This is a genomic window from Beijerinckiaceae bacterium (genome assembly GCA_004564215.1).
GTDB lineage: Bacteria > Pseudomonadota > Alphaproteobacteria > Rhizobiales > Beijerinckiaceae > Methylocapsa.
Window position 1 is genome coordinate 2,595,060 of record CP024846.1, and the last position, 17,441, is coordinate 2,612,500.

At 58.8% G+C, this 17,441-nt stretch carries 14 protein-coding genes and 1 rRNA gene (1 of these 15 only partly in view); 8 read left to right on the top strand and 7 right to left on the bottom strand.

Features of this window, described 5'->3' with window-relative positions; all coding sequences use genetic code 11:
• Positions 1-39 precede the first annotated feature (39 nt).
• From kdpB to CU048_12295, 6 genes are all read left to right on the top strand, one after another.
• Positions 40-2,172, top strand: a complete 2,133-nt coding sequence (gene kdpB / locus CU048_12270; GenBank protein QBR71917.1) for a K(+)-transporting ATPase subunit B — start codon at positions 40-42, stop codon at positions 2,170-2,172.
• Between the two features lie 29 nt (positions 2,173-2,201).
• Entirely contained in the window at positions 2,202-2,810 is a 609-nt protein-coding gene (locus CU048_12275) for a potassium-transporting ATPase subunit C (protein ID QBR71918.1), read from the top strand.
• A 32-nt stretch (positions 2,811-2,842) separates the two neighbouring features.
• Positions 2,843-5,554 (top strand): two-component sensor histidine kinase, encoded by a 2,712-nt coding sequence (locus CU048_12280; protein QBR71919.1) that lies wholly within the window; start codon positions 2,843-2,845, stop codon positions 5,552-5,554.
• The gene (locus CU048_12285; protein QBR71920.1) at positions 5,551-6,252 is read left to right on the top strand and encodes a DNA-binding response regulator; all 702 of its coding nucleotides are present in this window, start codon (positions 5,551-5,553) and stop codon (positions 6,250-6,252) included. Before CU048_12280 ends, CU048_12285 begins: the two co-directional genes overlap by 4 nt.
• On the top strand, positions 6,249-6,578 hold the full coding sequence (locus tag CU048_12290) for a hypothetical protein (protein QBR71921.1): 330 nt from the start codon (positions 6,249-6,251) through the stop codon (positions 6,576-6,578). The genes CU048_12285 and CU048_12290 overlap by 4 nt, the downstream gene beginning before the upstream one ends.
• 323 nt (positions 6,579-6,901) lie before the next feature.
• Entirely contained in the window at positions 6,902-8,248 is a 1,347-nt protein-coding gene (locus CU048_12295) for a DUF2254 domain-containing protein (protein QBR71922.1), read from the top strand.
• 181 nt (positions 8,249-8,429) lie between these two features.
• Here the strand turns inward: CU048_12295 and CU048_12300 are convergent, their stop codons facing one another.
• The 6 genes from CU048_12300 to CU048_12325 form a co-directional block, all read right to left on the bottom strand.
• Entirely contained in the window at positions 8,430-8,906 is a 477-nt protein-coding gene (locus CU048_12300; protein ID QBR72899.1) for a DUF992 domain-containing protein, read from the bottom strand.
• A gap of 135 nt (positions 8,907-9,041) precedes the next feature.
• Positions 9,042-9,638, bottom strand: coding sequence for a L,D-transpeptidase (locus tag CU048_12305; protein QBR71923.1), 597 nt, complete (start codon positions 9,636-9,638; stop codon positions 9,042-9,044).
• Between the two features lie 139 nt (positions 9,639-9,777).
• Entirely contained in the window at positions 9,778-11,700 is a 1,923-nt protein-coding gene (locus tag CU048_12310) for an adenylyl-sulfate kinase (protein ID QBR71924.1), read from the bottom strand.
• Positions 11,700-12,608 carry a sulfate adenylyltransferase subunit CysD gene (locus CU048_12315; protein QBR71925.1) on the bottom strand — a complete coding sequence of 303 codons (909 nt, stop codon included), beginning with the start codon at positions 12,606-12,608 and terminating at the stop codon, positions 11,700-11,702. Before CU048_12315 ends, CU048_12310 begins: the two co-directional genes overlap by 1 nt.
• Before the next feature lie 90 nt (positions 12,609-12,698).
• Positions 12,699-13,253, bottom strand: a complete 555-nt coding sequence (locus tag CU048_12320; GenBank protein QBR71926.1) for a bifunctional adenosylcobinamide kinase/adenosylcobinamide-phosphate guanylyltransferase — start codon at positions 13,251-13,253, stop codon at positions 12,699-12,701.
• Positions 13,254-13,292: 39 nt separating this feature from the next.
• Complete coding sequence (locus tag CU048_12325; protein QBR71927.1) at positions 13,293-13,727, bottom strand: glycolate utilization protein; 435 nt, start codon at positions 13,725-13,727, stop codon at positions 13,293-13,295.
• A 124-nt stretch (positions 13,728-13,851) separates the two neighbouring features.
• On the opposite strand from CU048_12325, the gene CU048_12330 reads away from it, so the two are divergent.
• Positions 13,852-14,976 (top strand): spermidine/putrescine ABC transporter substrate-binding protein PotF, encoded by a 1,125-nt coding sequence (locus CU048_12330; protein QBR72900.1) that lies wholly within the window; start codon positions 13,852-13,854, stop codon positions 14,974-14,976.
• Between the two features lie 36 nt (positions 14,977-15,012).
• On the opposite strand, the gene CU048_12335 is transcribed toward CU048_12330, so the two are convergent.
• Positions 15,013-15,294, bottom strand: coding sequence for a hypothetical protein (locus tag CU048_12335; protein QBR71928.1), 282 nt, complete (start codon positions 15,292-15,294; stop codon positions 15,013-15,015).
• A gap of 923 nt (positions 15,295-16,217) precedes the next feature.
• Between CU048_12335 and CU048_12340 the strand changes: the two genes are divergently transcribed.
• Positions 16,218-17,441: ribosomal RNA gene (locus CU048_12340) — 16S ribosomal RNA — on the top strand; it runs 282 nt beyond the window's last position.

Genomic DNA, 17,441 nt, shown 5'->3' on the forward strand with positions numbered 1-17,441 from the left:
TTCAACTGAAACTTTTCTAATGAACCCGAGGTCATACCTATGGATATGAGAACCAATCCACGTCGCAGCGTGCAGTCCCTGTTCGATCCGGCGATCATCGTGCCGGCGATCGGCGGGGCATTCCGCAAGCTTCACCCGCGATTCCTGATCCGCAATCCGGTCATGTTCGTGGTCGAGATCGTAACCGTGCTCACGACCATCCTCTTCCTGCGCGATCTCCTCACCGGCGGCGAAGGACTGAAGTTCACCTTCCAGATCATCGCTTGGCTCTGGATCACCCTGCTTTTTGCGAACTTTGCCGAAGCGGTGGCGGAAGGTCGGGGAAAGGCGCAGGCAGCGACATTGCGCAAGGCCCGCACGGATACGCGGGCAAAACGGCTGATCGATCCTGGCGATCGAAGCGGCATGAAGGACGTTACCGAAGGCGTGTCCGCGGTCGATTTGAAAGTCGGGGACGTAGTTCTCGTTGAAGCCGGTGACCTCATCCCCAGCGACGGCGATGTGATCGAAGGCATCGCCTCGATCGACGAATCGGCAATTACGGGCGAATCCGCCCCCGTCATCCGCGAGAGCGGCGGCGATCGTTCCGCCGTGACGGGCGGCACAAGGGTGCTCTCCGACTGCATCAAGGTTCGCATCACGGCCGCGCAAGGCTCGACCTTTCTCGATCGGATGATCGCGCTCGTCGAAGGTGCGGAGCGGCAGAAAACGCCGAATGAAATCGCGCTGAATATTCTTCTCGCCGGTTTGTCGCTCATCTTCGTCTTCGCGGTCGCAACCATCCCGAGCTTTGCAAATTATGCCGGCGGCAGTGTCAGCGTCATCGTTCTTGTCGCGCTTTTCGTCACCCTCATCCCGACCACGATCGGTGCGCTTCTCTCGGCCATCGGGATCGCCGGGATGGACCGCCTGGTGCGGTTCAATGTCCTTGCCATGTCGGGACGCGCGGTCGAGGCGGCGGGCGACGTCGATACGCTGCTCCTCGACAAGACAGGGACGATCACCCTGGGCAACCGGCAAGCTTCGGAATTTATTCCTCTCCCTGGAGTGAGCGAAAGGGAGCTTGCGGACGCGGCGCAGCTTGCCTCGCTCTCGGATGAGACGCCGGAGGGCCGCTCGATCGTCGTGCTTGCCAAAGAAAAATACGGCATAAGGGGCCGCGACATGGGCGAGCTCAACGCCAAATTCGTCCCTTTCAGCGCATTTACCCGATTGAGCGGGATCGACACCGATACGATGGTCATCCGCAAGGGCGCGGTGGACGCGATCGTGGCCTTTGTGCGTCTGCCAGAATCCCTCCCCGCAAAGGACGCGGGAGGCAGCCTCACCGAACCGCATACCTTGGTGTCGGACGCGGCCATCCGCGCCTTGAACACAAGCGCCGATCGGGTCTCCAAATCCGGGGGGACGCCGCTCGCCGTGGTGAAGGACGGCCGCCTGCTCGGGATCATCCATCTGAAGGACGTCATCAAGGGCGGCATCCGGGAGCGTTTCGGTGAGTTGCGCCAAATGGGAATTCGGACCGTGATGATCACCGGCGACAATCCCCTGACCGCGGCGGCGATCGCGGCCGAGGCTGGCGTCGATGATTTTCTCGCCCAGGCAACGCCGGAGGCGAAACTGAAGCTCATTCGTGAGGAGCAGGCGCAGGGCAAGCTCGTTGCCATGTGCGGCGACGGCACTAATGACGCGCCGGCCTTGGCGCAAGCCGATGTCGGTGTCGCCATGAATACCGGAACCATGGCCGCGCGCGAGGCCGGCAATATGGTCGATCTCGACAGCGACCCGACCAAGCTCATCGAGATTGTCGAAATCGGCAAGCAGCTTCTCATGACGCGGGGGGCGCTGACCACCTTCTCGATCGCCAATGACGTTGCGAAATATTTCGCGATCATCCCGGCGATGTTCGTTGCCTTCTATCCGCAGCTGCAGAGTCTGAATATCATGCATCTCGCAACGCCGCAGAGCGCGATCCTGTCGGCCATTATCTTCAACGCACTGATCATCATCGCGCTGATCCCCCTTGCGCTCCGTGGCGTGACCTACCGGCCAGTCGGCGCCGCCAGCATTCTGCAGCGCAATCTGCTCGTCTATGGCCTCGGTGGAATTATCGTCCCTTTCGTCGGGATCAAGCTCATCGACCTCGTGGTCGGTGCGATTGGCTTGGCGTGAACCAAACATTAGCTTGAGGAAAGCCTAAAATGATCAAGCATGTGCTCCCCGCCATCATGTTGACCGTTCTCATGACGGCACTGACCGGGCTTGCCTATCCGCTCGCGATGACCGGATTGGCCGGCCTCCTTTTCCCCCATCAGGCCAAGGGCAGCCTGATCGAACGCGACGGGCAAATTATCGGGTCCGAACTGATTGGCCAGAATTTCACCAGCGATCACTATTTTCATGGGCGGCCTTCCGCCACCACCGACACGGATCCAAACGATCCCACCAAATCCGTGCCCGCGCCCTATAATGCAGGCAATTCTGCAGGCTCGAATTTGGGGCCGACGTCGAAGGCTCTGGTCGACCGGGTGAAAGACGAGTCCGACCTGCTGGCGGCGACCAATCCTTCGGCGCGGGTTCCGGTCGATCTTGTCACTACCTCGGCGAGCGGGCTTGATCCAGATATTACGCCGGCCGCCGCTCTGTTCCAGGTTCCCTGGGTTGCCCAGGCGCGCGGTCTTCCAGAGAAAACGCTGGTCCGCCTGGTGGAAGAGAATACAACGGGGCGCATCCTCGGCATACTGGGCGAGCCCCATGTCAACGTGCTAAAATTAAATCTTGCGCTCGACAGGCTCGCAAAGAAGAGTTGACGTCTCGCGCCATAACATGAGTACGGCGGGGCATGGAGAAACGCGATAAGACCGACCGGCGCCCTTCTCCCGACGCTCTGCTGCGTGAAGCCCAACTAGCCGAGCAGGGGCGCCTCAAGATTTTTTTCGGCGCCGCGCCGGGCGTCGGCAAAACCTACGAAATGCTGACGACGGCCCAGAAGAAACGGGCCGAAGGCATTGATGTCATCGTCGGCGTGGCCGAGACCCACGGCCGCAAGGAGACCGAGGCGCTTCTGCAGGGGCTTGAAATTATCCCGCGCCAGAGCATCGCCTATAAGGGCAAGACACTGGCCGAAATGGATCTCGACGCCATTCTGGCCCGGCGCCCAAGCCTTGTTTTGGTCGATGAACTTGCGCATACGAATGCGCCGGGAAGCCGGCATCCGAAGCGCTATATGGATGTCGAGGAACTGCTCGCCGCCGGGATCGACGTCTATACGACGCTCAACATTCAGCATGTCGAGAGCCTCAACGATATCGTCGCCGGGATCACCCACATCCGGGTCCGTGAAACCGTTCCGGATTCGATCATCGATCGCGCCGACGACATAGAGCTGATCGACCTCACCCCCGAGGATCTGATCGCCCGGCTCAACGATGGCAAGGTTTACGTCCCCGATCAGGCCGAGCGGGCCGTCCAAAATTATTTCTCCCCCGGCAATCTCACGGCGCTGCGGGAGCTTGCGCTTCGCCGCACGGCGCAACGGGTTGACGCGCAAATGGTCGATTATTTGCGCACCCGTCGAATTGAGGGGCCGTGGTCCGCGGGCGAGCGGGTGCTTGTGCTCGTCGACTCCGCGCAGGGCGCCAATGCCGTCGTGCGTCATGCCAAGCGCATAGCCGACCGCCTGCGCGCGGAATGGACGGCGATTCACGTCGAAACGCCGGCCGACGTCCACGCGAGCGAAGCCGAACGCGACAAGATCGCGCAGAGTCTACGCCTCGCGCAAAGACTGGGAGCCTCGGCAATTTCGATTCCCGGGCAGGATGTCGCCCTGACCGTCGCCGAATATGCGCAAGCCAATCATTTTGCCCACATCATCGCGGCCAAATCGGAGCGCGCGCACTGGCGGGATTTCTTCGGCGAATCGACCGCGCAAAAACTGATCCGCACGGCGGGCGATGCGAGCATTCATGTCATCGCGCGCCCAAAAGATCCGGCGAACAAAAATTCCGTAGGTCCCGAAAGCAAGGCGACAAAGCCAAAGCGCTCCGAGTTCAAGGCCTATGCCGTGAGTCTTGCCTATGTCGTGGCCGCGACCCTCATCGCCTATACGCTGCGCCAAGCTCTTGGCGTTTCCAACATCGCGCAAACCTTCCTGATCGCGGTTCTTGCAAGCGCCGTTTCCTTTGGCCTGCGGGCCTCGCTGTTTGCCTGCCTTGCGAGCGTTCTTTGCTATAATTTCTTTTTTCTGCCGCCGCTCTATACGTTCACCATTACCGATCCTGAAAACGTCGTTGCCCTGTTCTTTTTCACGGTGGTGGCGATCATCGCGAGCAACCTTGCGGCGCGGGTCCGGGCCCAGGCGATCGCTGCGCGCGAGAGAGCACGGATTACCGAAGAACTTTATCTTTTCAGCCGCAAGCTCGCGGGCACCGCGACTCTCGACGATTTGCTCTGGGCCACCGCGCATCAGCTCGCCTTGATGTTAAAAGTCCGCGTTGTTCTTCTCCTGCCCGAAAATGGTGGTTTGAGTGTCAAGGCCGGGTTTCCGCCCGAAGATATGCTCGATGACGCCGATCTTGCCGCCGCCCGCTGGTGTTTTGAAAAAAGCCAGCCAACCGGGCGCGGCGCCGATACTTTGCCGGGCGCAAAATGGCGCTTCATGCCGCTGCGGACCGGGCGCGGCGCGGTTGGCGTGGTCGGGATCGATCGTGACAAGCCCGGCCTCCTATTGACCCCTGAAGAAACGCGCCTTTTCGACGCCTTATCGGATCAGGCGGCTCTCGCGATCGATCGGGTGAACCTCGCGGCCGAAAACGATCGGGCCCGCCTGGCGGCGGAAACCGATCGCCTGCGCTCGGCCCTGCTCACCTCGATTTCGCATGATCTGCGCACGCCGCTCGCCTCAATTCTCGGCTCTGCGACAAGCCTCGTCAGTCACGGACGCGAGTTCGATGCAACGGTCCAGGAGAGCCTGATGCGCACCATTTTGGAGGAAGCCGAGCGACTCAACCGCTTCATCGGCAACCTGCTCGACATGACAAAGCTCGAGTCCGGACCGCTTCGGCCGCAATCCGAACCGGCGGATGTCTCCGACGTCATAGGCGCGACGGTGCAGAGGGCCTCCAACATTTTGCAAAACCATCAGGTGGACATCGATCTCGATCATGAATTGCCGATGGTCAATATCGATATGGTGCTGATGGAACAGGTTTTGTTCAATCTCTTAGACAACGCCGCGAAATATGCGCCTCCACACTCGCGCATTACGATCGCGGCGCGGCTTGAGAATGCAGCTGTCGTGATCCAGGTGCTCGACGAAGGCGATGGCATTCCCGAGGTGGATGTCGAACGGATTTTTGACAAATTTTACCGGGTTCGCCGTTCTGACAGTCAGCGCGCCGGTACGGGCCTTGGTCTTGCGATCTGCCGCGGTTTTGTGGAGGCTATGGGAGGCACGATCAACGCTGCGAACCGGACCGACAGGCGCGGCGCGGTCTTCTCGATCATGCTGCCCGTCGCGGCCGAATCCCGCCCGCCGCCAGAGGCCCTGCCATGACGCCTCGCGCAGGACCGTTACGCATTCTTATTGTCGACGATGAGCCCGCCATTCTTCGCTTTCTGCGCGCGACCCTGCAAAGCCAGGGTTATATCGTCTCGACCGCGGCCAACGCGAGGACCGCGATGGAGATTGTTCGCAAAGGCGCCGTTGATCTTATTGTTCTCGACCTCGGCTTGCCCGACATGGATGGGCTCGATGTTGTGAGACAAATCAGGGAGGGCGGCGGAACGCTGCCGATTATCATCCTGTCGAGCCGTGACAACGAAAGCGCCAAAGTCAAGGCGTTCGATCTCGGTGCCGATGATTATGTGACCAAGCCCTTCGGAATTGATGAACTGCTAGCACGCATCCGCGCGGCGCAACGTCATAAGCTGCAGCAGGAAGGCGAAAAGCCCTTGTTCCATGCGGGTGACCTTCGGGTCGATCTGGTGCGCCGGATCGTCACCGTGCGCGGCAGCGAAGTCAAACTTTCGCCGCGCGAATTTGATGTATTGCGGCTTATGGTGGCGCATGCCGGAAAGGTTTTGACCCACCGTTTAATGCTTGAGGAGATTTGGGGCGGCGACGCCGATGTGCAATATTTGCGTGTCTATATTCGTGCCTTGCGCCAGAAAATCGAGGCGGATCCGGAAAGGCCGACCCATATTCTGACCGAAACCGGCGTCGGCTATCGCCTCCGCGAGGCGGACCCATGAATTTTCTAAGGTGGTCAGGACCACATTCGCAGGAAAAGCCGCGATCAGCCAAAAGTTCTAGGAAGGGTACAGCTTTGGATCTCGCCCCACTCCTCGCACTGGAGCGGGTGTTTTTCACACGCGCTGCCAACAAACAGCAATTGCTGCAAGACTTCGCGTCGCGTTCCGCTACGCTGTTGAACCTCGACGCACAAACAATCTTAACAGCCTTACAGGCTCGTGAGAAGCTGAGTTCCACGGGGCTGGGAAATGGTATCGCCCTCCCGCATGCCCGTAGGCTCATCGCAAAAACATCAAGTGATACTCAAATAATCACCAGCGCCTGAGTAGGATAGCGTTCGCGAGGATCTGCGTAGCTGGTTGTCTTTGGCCGGCCAACTGACCCGCGACACGAATTTCGATGTTTGGCGTCATGCTCTGGCCAGCACGAGTTCTCGATGTGGCGTCGCATCATTTGGTCTCCATCAAGCCCTAGGATAATAATTGGCATTATCGGCCGAGAGGTCGCGCATTTGCTCAGGGTCTGGGAAAGCGTTGTAACTGCGCGGTAGCCTTGACGGGTGCCTCGGCTCTGACCTGGCGCGCCTCACCCTACCGGTCTGTTAAACAATAGCCTGGCTCTCCGCCTAAACGAAGAAACAATAGAGTCTTGAAAACGCGCTTTCCCCTTATGCTTCGCTCCGCGATGTATGCGCTACGCGGTGGGTTTCTGGTCCGACCGCTGCTCATCTCGCTCACTCTCGGGCTGGCGGGAATGACACTGTCATCGCTCGAAGAGAGCTATCCGGTGGTCAGCGCCTGGGTCCCTCACGCGCTGTTTCCCTCGCGCGCCGATCCCCAGATCGCGCAGATCATGCTGGCGGCGATCGCGGGCTCGATCATGACCGTCGTGTCCATCGTCTTCGCGATTCTCCTGATGACTTTGACGCTCGCCTCGATGCAGTTCTCGCCGCGCATCCTCGTGAGCTTTGTCCGAGACAGAGTAACCCAGTGGACACTCGGGGTTTTTCTTGGAACGTTCCTTTATTGCATGGCCGCGTTGCCCGCAGCGCGCAGTTTGCCGCAGCCTTTCGCACCGGTAGCCAGCGTTACCGGCGCGCTGATCCTCGCGCTCGCTTCCGTCATCGGGCTGATTTTCTTCATCCATCATATTTCCCAGGCGGTCAGCGTCAGCCACATCGTTGATCGGATTGCGCGCGAGACAGAGGATGTGATCGACGAAATCATGCCTTACGAGCGCGGCGTGGGTCTTCGGCAGGAAGACATGGCGTTCGCGCTGGACGACAACGAGTTCCCCATCCCAAATGAACGGTCGGGTTACATCTGCTTCGTCGATAGCGCGCGGCTGTTGAAATTGGGGAAAGCCTACGGATTACGCATTCGTCTGCTGCGCCCGATCGGACATTTCGTGCCGCAGGGGGCGCCGCTATTTACCGTTTCGCGAAAAGACCGCCTCACGGCGGAACGCAGCGTTCAATTGCGGTCGGCGTTCGTTATCGGATCGATGCGCACGATGCAACAAGACGTCGAATTTGGGGTGTTGCAGATCGTTGATATCGCCTTGAAGGCTATATCGCCGGCCGTCAACGATCCAAGCACGGCGATCAACTGTGTCGATCAACTCACACGGATTTTGATCCGCTGGGTTGGGCGCGCGCCACCGGCCTCCCTTCTGTGCGATCCGCCGCATGTCGTCCGCGTGATCATTCCCTGGACCGACTTCGATCACCTTCTCGACACGGCATTCGAGCAAATCCGTCACTATTCGGTAAACGACATAGCCGTTAGTCTGCGTTTGTTGAGAGCGCTGAATGATCTGGCAACCACGTCCGATGACGAGGGGATTCGCGGCCGGCTCATGCTGCTCGGGCGGCGCGTCGTTGCCGCCTGCGCGACGCGCGCCGACGCGCGTGACTTGAAGCGGTTAGAGAATCGCTTGGCTGAACTTGAAGCTAGGGCCACGTCGCTCGACGCGTTGGATGGCTTAAGCCACTGAATAATATTCATTCTCGAGTGTAACGATCAGAGAGCGTCAAGGGATGCGGCTGTTCCTTTATGTGTTACGACCAGCTATCCTGGGGCGGCTTCCCCTTGAAGAGGAAGCGCTGGCGCGCCGTGTGCGGGGGCGGGCATCGAGCCCGCCATCTTTCTTCATTGGAAACGTAATGCCGGACGGATTACGGGGCAGGGGCGAGAGTCACGGTGGTGATACCGCCCGCGATATTGATGCCGACCTCGCCTTCCACCGATAGCGGCTGCAGCGAGAACGCGCGTCCACTGCCGCCGACCAAAACATTGGCGCCCAGTCCGACCCCGGCGGAGGCTTCGCCGCCGACCCCCGCGTAGGTGCCCGCAAGCGCCCCGGGGGCTACCCCGTCGGTCGCGGCAATGACGCCCCAAATCAGATGGCCTTGTTCGACCACTCCCAGGGCGACCCCATATTCGGCGATCTGGCCGACATAATAAGAGACCGGTCCGCCTCGGACGGGGGTAAAGCGACACCTCAGACTTTGCTTTTGGGTCAGGATCATCCCAACGCCGGCCGAAACATCGCAAGATAATGTGCCAACTTGCCCATCGGCTTGGGCGGAAGAGGGCACCACGGCGAAGGTCACGCCAGCGAAAAGAGCAAGTGCGGTGAACGACCTCGACATATGCAAGGCATCAAACATCTGGACCACCTTAGGTTATGTAGGGATGAGCTGGACGCGAGTTTACGCAACGCGGAAGGACACCGCGGGCATTGTCAGATTTAAGATTCACCTGTCAATATTGCGTTGCACCGGGGCTCAGGGCCAAAAGAATCCCTGCGGCGCGGACCGCGCGACCGGGTTGGTCTGCCAGGCTCTGACGGCAACCGGTCCATTCCGGCCCGGCACGTAGGACAGCGGATTATACCTTTGCCCATACGCCGCGGCATAGGTGGCTGCGGCTCTCCGTCTATGAATTCCTGCGTAATAAGTGGACCGAGGCGGGGACCCAGAAATCGTGATCCTCGCGCCTTCCGATTGAACCATGTGGTAGAGCGCCGCCGCATTGCCCGGCGCGAGACGGATGCAGCCGTGCGAGGCCGGGCGGCCGAGCGATCCTGTCGAATAGGTGCCGTGGATCGCATAGCCACCAGCAAAAAAGATGGAATAAGGCATCGGCGACATATGATATTTGCGAGAATAGTGCATCCGCTGCAATTGATAGGGATGATAGCTCCCGCGCGGCGTCCGATAACCCGAGCGAGCCGTGGAGACCGGCCAATCATAACTGCCGCTTGCCGATCTCACATGCATGGTCTGGGAGGTAAGATCGATCCCGATCGACACGGAGGCCTCAGCCCTTGAGACCGCGAAACAGCCGCAAAAAATGACGCAAGTACTTAAAATGCCACGCATAACAGGCCCCTCCACGCTGACGGAGCCAGCCGGCAAAGGTTTCTCATCCCTAAAGTTTTATGTAAAACAAAAAGTTCCGTTAAGGTTTATGAAATCTTTGCCGTGATCCCGCACAACGCCAGACGGACGGGGTTAAACCTCAAATCGACCAGTCGTCGGCGAGGTCGTCGACCCGGTCGATCAGGCCGCGAGCACCCAGCATGGCGACGATCTGCCCGGCTGCCTGCTCCGCAGTCTGGCCACCGCGGGCAACAATAATTTCAGGGGCTTCGGGCGCTTCATAGCGTTGATCGATCCCGGTAAAATTCTTGATCTCGCCCGCCATGGCCTTTTTGTAGAGGCCCTTGGGATCGCGGGCGATGCAGTCTTCCAGCGACGTATCGACAAAAATTTCGATAAACTCCTCCTTGTCGAGGAGGTCCCGCACCATGGCGCGTTCGGCCCGAAACGGCGAAATGAAGGAGCAAAGCACGATGAGGCCCGCGTCGGTCATCAGTTTCGCGACTTCGCCGACCCGGCGGATATTTTCGACACGGTCGACTTCAGCAAATCCCAGGTCCTTGTTGAGTCCATGGCGCATATTATCGCCGTCGAGCAAAACGGTATGGACCCCATGCGCAAACAGCCGCGATTCCACCAAATTGGCAATTGTTGATTTGCCCGAGCCCGAGAGCCCGGTGAACCAGAGAACGGCCGGCTTTTGATGCTTGATCCGAGATCGGTCCACCTTGGTGACGTTCAAGCCTTGGCGGTGGACATTAGTTGCCCGGCGCAAACCGAACGCGATCAGACCCGCCGCCGCTGTGGCATTCGTCACCCGGTCGATCAGAATAAAGGCGCCGGTCGTGCGATTGCTTTTATAGGGGTCGAAGGCGAACGGCGTTGTCGTTGCGAGATTGCAGAAGCCGACCTCGTTGAGGCTCAAGGTCTTGGCTGCCAGTTCGCCGAGCGTGTTGGGATCGAGCCGATGTTTGAGTTCTGTTACCGTCACGGGAACCGTTCGGGTTCCGGCCTTCATGAGATAGGAGCGGCCGGGCAACAGCTTGTCATCGCTCATCCAAATGAGATGAGCGGCGAACTGGTCCGACACTTCGGGGCGGTCTTTTGGATCACACAATATATCGCCGCGCGCGATGTCGAGTTGGTCGGCCAGGGTGAGTGTGATCGCATCTCCCGCCGCCGCGCTTGCAAGGTCTCCGTCGGCGGTCACGATCCGCTCAACGCGTGATGTGCGGCCGGATCCCGCCACGGTGATTTCATCGCCGGGACGGATGGCCCCGCTTGCGATCGTGCCGGAAAATCCGCGAAAATCGAGATGGGGGCGATTGACCCATTGAACCGCCATGCGGAACGGACGCCCGCTGCCATCTTCAGAGACGTCGATCGTTTCGAGATAATCGAGCAGCGCCGGGCCATGGTACCAGCGTGTATTGGCGCTTTTTTTAGAAATATTATCGCCGTGACGCGCCGAAATCGGAATTGCAGTGATTGTCTCGAAATCAAGCAACGCGGCAAAGGCTTTGAAATCGGCGACGATCTTGTCGAACCCGGCCTGATTGAAACCGGTCAGGTCGATCTTGTTGACGGCCAGCACGACGTGTCGAATGCCCGTCAGCGAGACGATCGCGGCATGCCGGTAGGTCTGGGTCAGAAGGCCCTTGCGCGCATCCACCAGCAGCACGGCCAAATCGGCGTTCGACGCGCCGGTTGCCATATTGCGGGTATATTGTTCATGCCCGGGCGTATCGGCGATGATGAAGGAACGGCGCGGGGTCGAGACATAGCGATAAGCCACGTCGATCGTGATCCCTTGCTCGCGTTCGGCTTCGAGCCCGTCCACGAGCAGTGCGAAATCAATGTTCTCCCCGTCGGTCCCATGCCGGCGGGAGTCGCGTTCGAGGGCCGCGAGCTGATCGTCGAGAATGAGGCTTTGCTCGAACAGCAGGCGGCCGATCAATGTGGATTTGCCGTCATCGACCGAGCCGCAGGTGAGCAGCCTGAGGGTGGGCAACGCTGCCGCGCCCGAAAGAGACGGTGGGTTTGCGGGAGTCGCGTCGAGCATTAAAAATAACCCTCGCGCTTTTTCTTTTCCATCGAACCCGATTCGTCATGGTCGATGAGGCGGCCCTCGCGCTCGGAAGTGGTCGAGGCGCGCATTTCCGCAATCATTTCCGGCAGGGTTTCCGCCTCCGAACGAATGGCTCCAGTCAAGGGATAGCATCCAAGGGTGCGAAACCGGACGCGCTCCAGGCGCGGCGTTTCATTCGGCAACATCGGGAGGCGGTCGTCGTCAACCATGATCAGCGAGCCGCCACGTTCAACAACTGGCCGCTCCTTGGCGAAATAGAGCGGCACGACCGGAATGTCCTCGGCCAGGATATAGTCCCAGACATCGAGTTCGGTCCAATTGGACAAAGGAAATACCCGCATCGATTCCCCTGGCTTGATCCGGGTATTGAATAGGTTCCAGAGTTCCGGCCTCTGGTTGCGCGGATCCCAGGCATGCGCCGCCGAGCGGTGCGAAAAAATCCGTTCCTTGGCGCGGCTTTTTTCCTCGTCGCGCCGGGCTCCGCCAAAGGCCGCATCGAAACGCCAATGGTCGAGAGCCTGGCGAAGGCCTTCGGTCTTCATCACCTGCGTATGCACGGACGAACCCGAGGCGACCGGGGAAATGCCTCGCTTCAAACCATCCTCATTGACGTGAACGAGAAGCTCCATCCCGAGCCGCTGCACCGTTTGGTCGCGGAAAGCGATCATTTCGCGGAACTTCCAATTGGTGTCCACGTGCAGCAACGGAAATGGCGGCTTCGAGGGGAAAAAGGCCTTCTGCGCAAGATGCAGCATCACGCTCGAATCCTTGCCGATCGAATAGAGCATGACCGGCCGGGCGAACTCGGCGACCACCTCGCGCAGGATGAAAATCGCCTCGGACTCAAGGCGGCGCAGGTGGGGGGAGAGGGCCTTTTTCACATGATTATCCTGTAATACAGTAAATTTCACGTAGGATTAAGATATTAATATTCTCTCGTTTTCGCTTTTGCAACGCGGCGGTGACCGCCGTCATATCCGTATCTTCGGCCCGGGCGAAGGCTTGAGGCATAGCGCGAGGCCGGCATTTATGACAACCACAACTTCGCACGCCTGCGCCAACGCTTGGTTGAGCAAGCCTTGGGCGTCCCTAAAGCTCCGGGCAAGCGCGTTTTCGGGCACGATGCCCTGGCCGACCTCATTCGAGACGAAAATGACCGGGCCCGCCAGCTTCGCGACGCTGTCCGCCAGATGCTGTGTTGCAGACGCGAGGTCGTCGTTTTGCAGCAAGAGATTGCTGAGCCAAAGCGTCGCGCAGTCGACGACGAGAATACAATCCGCGCGGGCCTCCCTTTGCAGGGCGGCGGTGAGAGCGATCGGTTCCTCGACAACTCTCCAACGGGGATTACGCATGGCTGCATGGCGGGCGATGCGCTCCGCCATTTCGGCGTCCAGAGCCTGGGCGGTCGCGATCAAGACGGGATGGCGGCTTGAGCCTTCTGCAAGCGCCTGCGCATAGCGGCTCTTGCCTGATCGCGCGCCTCCGAGGACCAGGAGGCTTTTGGCTGAAACGCCGAGGTTCTGCACGTCGGCGCCTCCGCTCGCTAAAAGGGGCTCGGCATTGGCTCAGGTACGCCAGGGATGCTCGGGCAGGTCACTGAGGCCCACCGGTGCTACTCCAGCGAGCGCGACCGCGTGATCATTCTCGACGGAGCTTCCACTGACGCCGATGGCGCCCATCAAAACGCCTTCCTTGTCGACGATCGGCAGGCCGCCCGGAAATGTAATCAGCCCCTCATTGGAGTGTTCGATCCCGAAAAGCGAGCCGCCCGGCTGGGAAAGCTTGCCGATCAGTCCCGTCGGCATGCCGAAGAAAACCGCCGTCTTCGCTTTTTTGATCGCAATATCGATGCTGCCGACCCAAGCGTCATCCATGCGATAGAAAGCCTTGAGGTTTGCGCCTGAGTCGACAATGGCGATGCACATCTGAGTCCCAATTTCGGCGGCGTGCTTGCGCGCGGCCTCAATAGCTAATTCGGCTTCGGTGATGGTGACATGCATGTTTTGCCCTTTTTCCTTGTGGGATTCGGCAAAATTCCAACAAATTGTCGGCCGAAACAAGTTCGGCTATGGTTTTGAGCGCGCCACATCAATCCACTGCCGCGCACTGTTTGGCAAGGTTCGAATGAGATCCATATTTGTAGTGGCTTTGGCGGTCTGGCTTTGCGTTTTTGGTCTCGTTTTCCAGGCGGTCGCTCGCGAAAAGATCGTCAACGTCTTCGGCTGGAGCGACTACATCGACCCCCGGGTCATCGAGGATTTTACCAAGGAAACCGGGATCAAGGTCTTTTTTGACACTTACAGTTCCAATGAAGATTTTGAAAAGCATCTGGCGAACGCCAAAATCGGCTACGATGTGCTGATTGTTTCCGGGCCAACGCTTCAAAGGCAGATCGCCGCGGGGCTTTACCAGAAACTCGACAAATCCCGTTTGCCAAACAGCAAGACACTTTGGCCCGAGGTGATGGCGGGCCTTGCTGCCTTCGATCCGGGAAACCAATACGCCGTGAACTATCTTTGGTTCACCACCGGGATCGCCTATAATGTCGCCAAGGCCAACGAGTTGCTGGGGCAGGGCTCGGAAGCTGCCGACTCGGAACCGTCGCCGGGAGATTCCTGGGACTATCTTTTCAAGCCGGAGAATTTAAAAAAATTCTCAAGCTGCGGTATCTATGTCCTCGACAGTGCCGAAGACCTTTTCCCGATTGCGCTCACCTATCTGCGGCTTGATCCGGGCTCCGTCCGCCAGAACGATCTCAGACGCGCCGCCGAGCTGTTGGCGGGGATTCGCCGCGACGTGAAAAAATTCAGCTCCACCGAATATGTCGATGCGCTGGTCAATGGCGATATCTGCCTCGCGGTGGGTTGGAGTGGCGATGGCATCAATGCCATGAACCGGGCGCATGAATCGGAGAATGGGATCGAGATTTCCTATGGCATCCCCAGGGAAGGCGCGCCGATGTGGCTGGACAATCTTGCGATCCCCAAGAACGCGCCGCACCTCGACGAGGCCTATGCCTTCATGGACTTCCTGCTGCGGCCCGCGGTCGCCGCCCGCAACAGTAACTTCACCCATTTCGCCACCGGCGTCCTCGCCTCCAAATCCTCGGTCGACAAGGATTTGTCTGAGAACAAATCCATCTACCCCGATCCCGGCACGATGCAGAAGCTCTTCGCGGTCCGAAACCGCGATCCGGCGATGCAGAAAATCATCGCCCGCGAGTGGCTGCGCGCCAAGACCGGAAAATAGAGGCCGGTCGCCGAGGCCGGCCTTGGTAAATAGGGTTCAATAATCGATGGGGTTCAGCAAAAGGCTGGCGAACACCGTGAGGATCGCGCCGCTCATCGCGCCGATCGCCACTTGCAGCAGGACCGAACCGATATCGAGACCGCCCCCGGAGGCGCCAATCAAGCCCTGGAAAACGAAGCCTCCGATGGCGCCGCCGACGGCGCCGACTAAAGTGTCGCCAATTCGGCCCATGGTGAATTGGGTGATTTTGGCGAACAAATTGCCGCCAATCGCGCCCGCCACGATTTGAATGATGACATTGATGATCGTCGTGGACATGCCAGATCTCTCCCTCCCTCGGGGACTGGCGGGTCGAACGACGTGTTGACCCGCGGGTCTTTTCTTGTGGTTCAGCCAGGCGTCCGGCGATCTGACGAAGCGTCGGCGCCAAGCTGTCAAATAGGGCAGCGCCGGTCAGTCTTCGAGACTAATGCTGCGCAATGATATGATCAAGCTGCAAAGGGGCGCGACAGCCCGCGGTGTTGAGCTTGGCGGCAATCAAAGGCGTCGGTTTGGCGAGAGATTTGCCGCGTCGCCCGCCGGACAGCGCCCGCCTGGCCCGTCAGGGAGCGGCAGTTTTTTTGGTTCCCCGATGCGGAGGCCCCTTGCTCTCGTCAATTTCGTGCTTACATCAGGTAGCCGCCTTGAGGAGCAATCTTCTTGGGGGGCTTGTCCAAACTGCAAATAAGACCTTGCCGTTTGGACAGGAAGGTCTGGGGAAAGCGGGCAAAAACCTGCGACTGAAGAGCGGGCGGAAGCATTTTTTCAGATTTGTGAAAAACGCCGGTTGACAGTACGAGGGGCGTCGACCTATAAGCCGGTCATCGACTGCAACGCTGCTTTGTGCGGCCGGCGCGGATCGCCTTTCTCGAGTTTCTCGGGCCTCAAAACCACCCGGTTGAATAGACCGGGGAGAGAGCGTTTCGGTGCCAGGGCGCAAGCCCGTTGTGGGGTTAACAGTTTATTCTGTTTGACCATTACTATGCTGTTTGACAATTGAATCGGAAGAAAGAGAAACGTGGACGGCGGAGTCCTTGCGGATCGCTTAACGCTATACTTCGGTATGACGTTAAGAGGTCAATGAGATACTCTGGCGGTCACGTTATCAAGTTCATCGTGTTTGTAGGCCGCAAGGTTTGCAAGCAGATGTGCTTGGGACTCGTCAAAGAGATAGTGACCAGCCGGTACCAAATTCTCATATTCAACTTGAGAGTTTGATCCTGGCTCAGAACGAACGCTGGCGGCAGGCCTAATACATGCAAGTCGAACGCCGTAGCAATACGGAGTGGCAGACGGGTGAGTAACGCGTGGGAACATACCCTTCGGTTCGGAATAACTCAGGGAAACTTGTGCTAATACCGGATACGTCCAAGGTTTTAATCGGCCTTGGAGAAAGATTTATTGCCGAAGGATTGGCCCGCGTCTGATTAGCTTGTTGGTGAGGTAATGGCTCACCAAGGCGACGATCAGTAGCTGGTCTGAGAGGATGATCAGCCACATTGGGACTGAGACACGGCCCAAACTCCTACGGGAGGCAGCAGTAGGGAATATTGGACAATGGGCGAAAGCCTGATCCAGCCATGCCGCGTGAGTGATGAAGGCCTTAGGGTTGTAAAGCTCTTTTACCCGGGAAGATAATGACGGTACCGGGAGAATAAGCCCCGGCTAACTTCGTGCCAGCAGCCGCGGTAATACGAAGGGGGCTAGCGTTGTTCGGAATCACTGGGCGTAAAGCGCACGTAGGCGGATTCTTAAGTCAGGGGTGAAATCCCGAGGCTCAACCTCGGAACTGCCTTTGATACTGGGGATCTTGAGTCCGGGAGAGGTGAGTGGAACTGCGAGTGTAGAGGTGAAATTCGTAGATATTCGCAAGAACACCAGTGGCGAAGGCGGCTCACTGGCCCGGTACTGACGCTGAGGTGCGAAAGCGTGGGGAGCAAACAGGATTAGATACCCTGGTAGTCCACGCCGTAAACGATGGATGCTAGCCGTTAGACAGCTTGCTGTTTAGTGGCGCAGTTAACGCTTTAAGCATCCCGCCTGGGGAGTACGGTCGCAAGATTAAAACTCAAAGGAATTGACGGGGGCCCGCACAAGCGGTGGAGCATGTGGTTTAATTCGAAGCAACGCGAAGAACCTTACCAGCTCTTGACATGTCTCGTTTGGTTGCCAGAAATGGCTTCCTTCAGTTCGGCTGGCGAGAACACAGGTGCTGCATGGCTGTCGTCAGCTCGTGTCGTGAGATGTTGGGTTAAGTCCCGCAACGAGCGCAACCCTCGCCCTTAGTTGCCATCATTCAGTTGGGCACTCTAGGGGGACTGCCGGTGATAAGCCGAGAGGAAGGTGGGGATGACGTCAAGTCCTCATGGCCCTTACGGGCTGGGCTACACACGTGCTACAATGGCGGTGACAATGGGATGCGGAGG

Excerpts from the sequence above, each read along its gene's own strand:
- kdpB (QBR71917.1), top strand. The coding sequence starts at position 40 with ATGGATATGAGAACCAATCCACGTCGCAGCGTGCAGTCCCTGTTCGAT.
- CU048_12275 (QBR71918.1), top strand. The coding sequence starts at position 2,202 with ATGATCAAGCATGTGCTCCCCGCCATCATGTTGACCGTTCTCATGACG.
- CU048_12280 (QBR71919.1), top strand. The coding sequence starts at position 2,843 with ATGGAGAAACGCGATAAGACCGACCGGCGCCCTTCTCCCGACGCTCTG.
- CU048_12285 (QBR71920.1), top strand. The coding sequence starts at position 5,551 with ATGACGCCTCGCGCAGGACCGTTACGCATTCTTATTGTCGACGATGAG.
- CU048_12290 (QBR71921.1), top strand. The coding sequence starts at position 6,249 with ATGAATTTTCTAAGGTGGTCAGGACCACATTCGCAGGAAAAGCCGCGA.
- CU048_12300 (QBR72899.1), bottom strand. The coding sequence starts at position 8,906 with ATGTCGAGGTCGTTCACCGCACTTGCTCTTTTCGCTGGCGTGACCTTC.
- CU048_12305 (QBR71923.1), bottom strand. The coding sequence starts at position 9,638 with ATGCGTGGCATTTTAAGTACTTGCGTCATTTTTTGCGGCTGTTTCGCG.
- CU048_12310 (QBR71924.1), bottom strand. The coding sequence starts at position 11,700 with ATGCTCGACGCGACTCCCGCAAACCCACCGTCTCTTTCGGGCGCGGCA.
- CU048_12325 (QBR71927.1), bottom strand. The coding sequence starts at position 13,727 with ATGCATGTCACCATCACCGAAGCCGAATTAGCTATTGAGGCCGCGCGC.
- CU048_12330 (QBR72900.1), top strand. The coding sequence starts at position 13,852 with ATGAGATCCATATTTGTAGTGGCTTTGGCGGTCTGGCTTTGCGTTTTT.
- CU048_12335 (QBR71928.1), bottom strand. The coding sequence starts at position 15,294 with ATGTCCACGACGATCATCAATGTCATCATTCAAATCGTGGCGGGCGCG.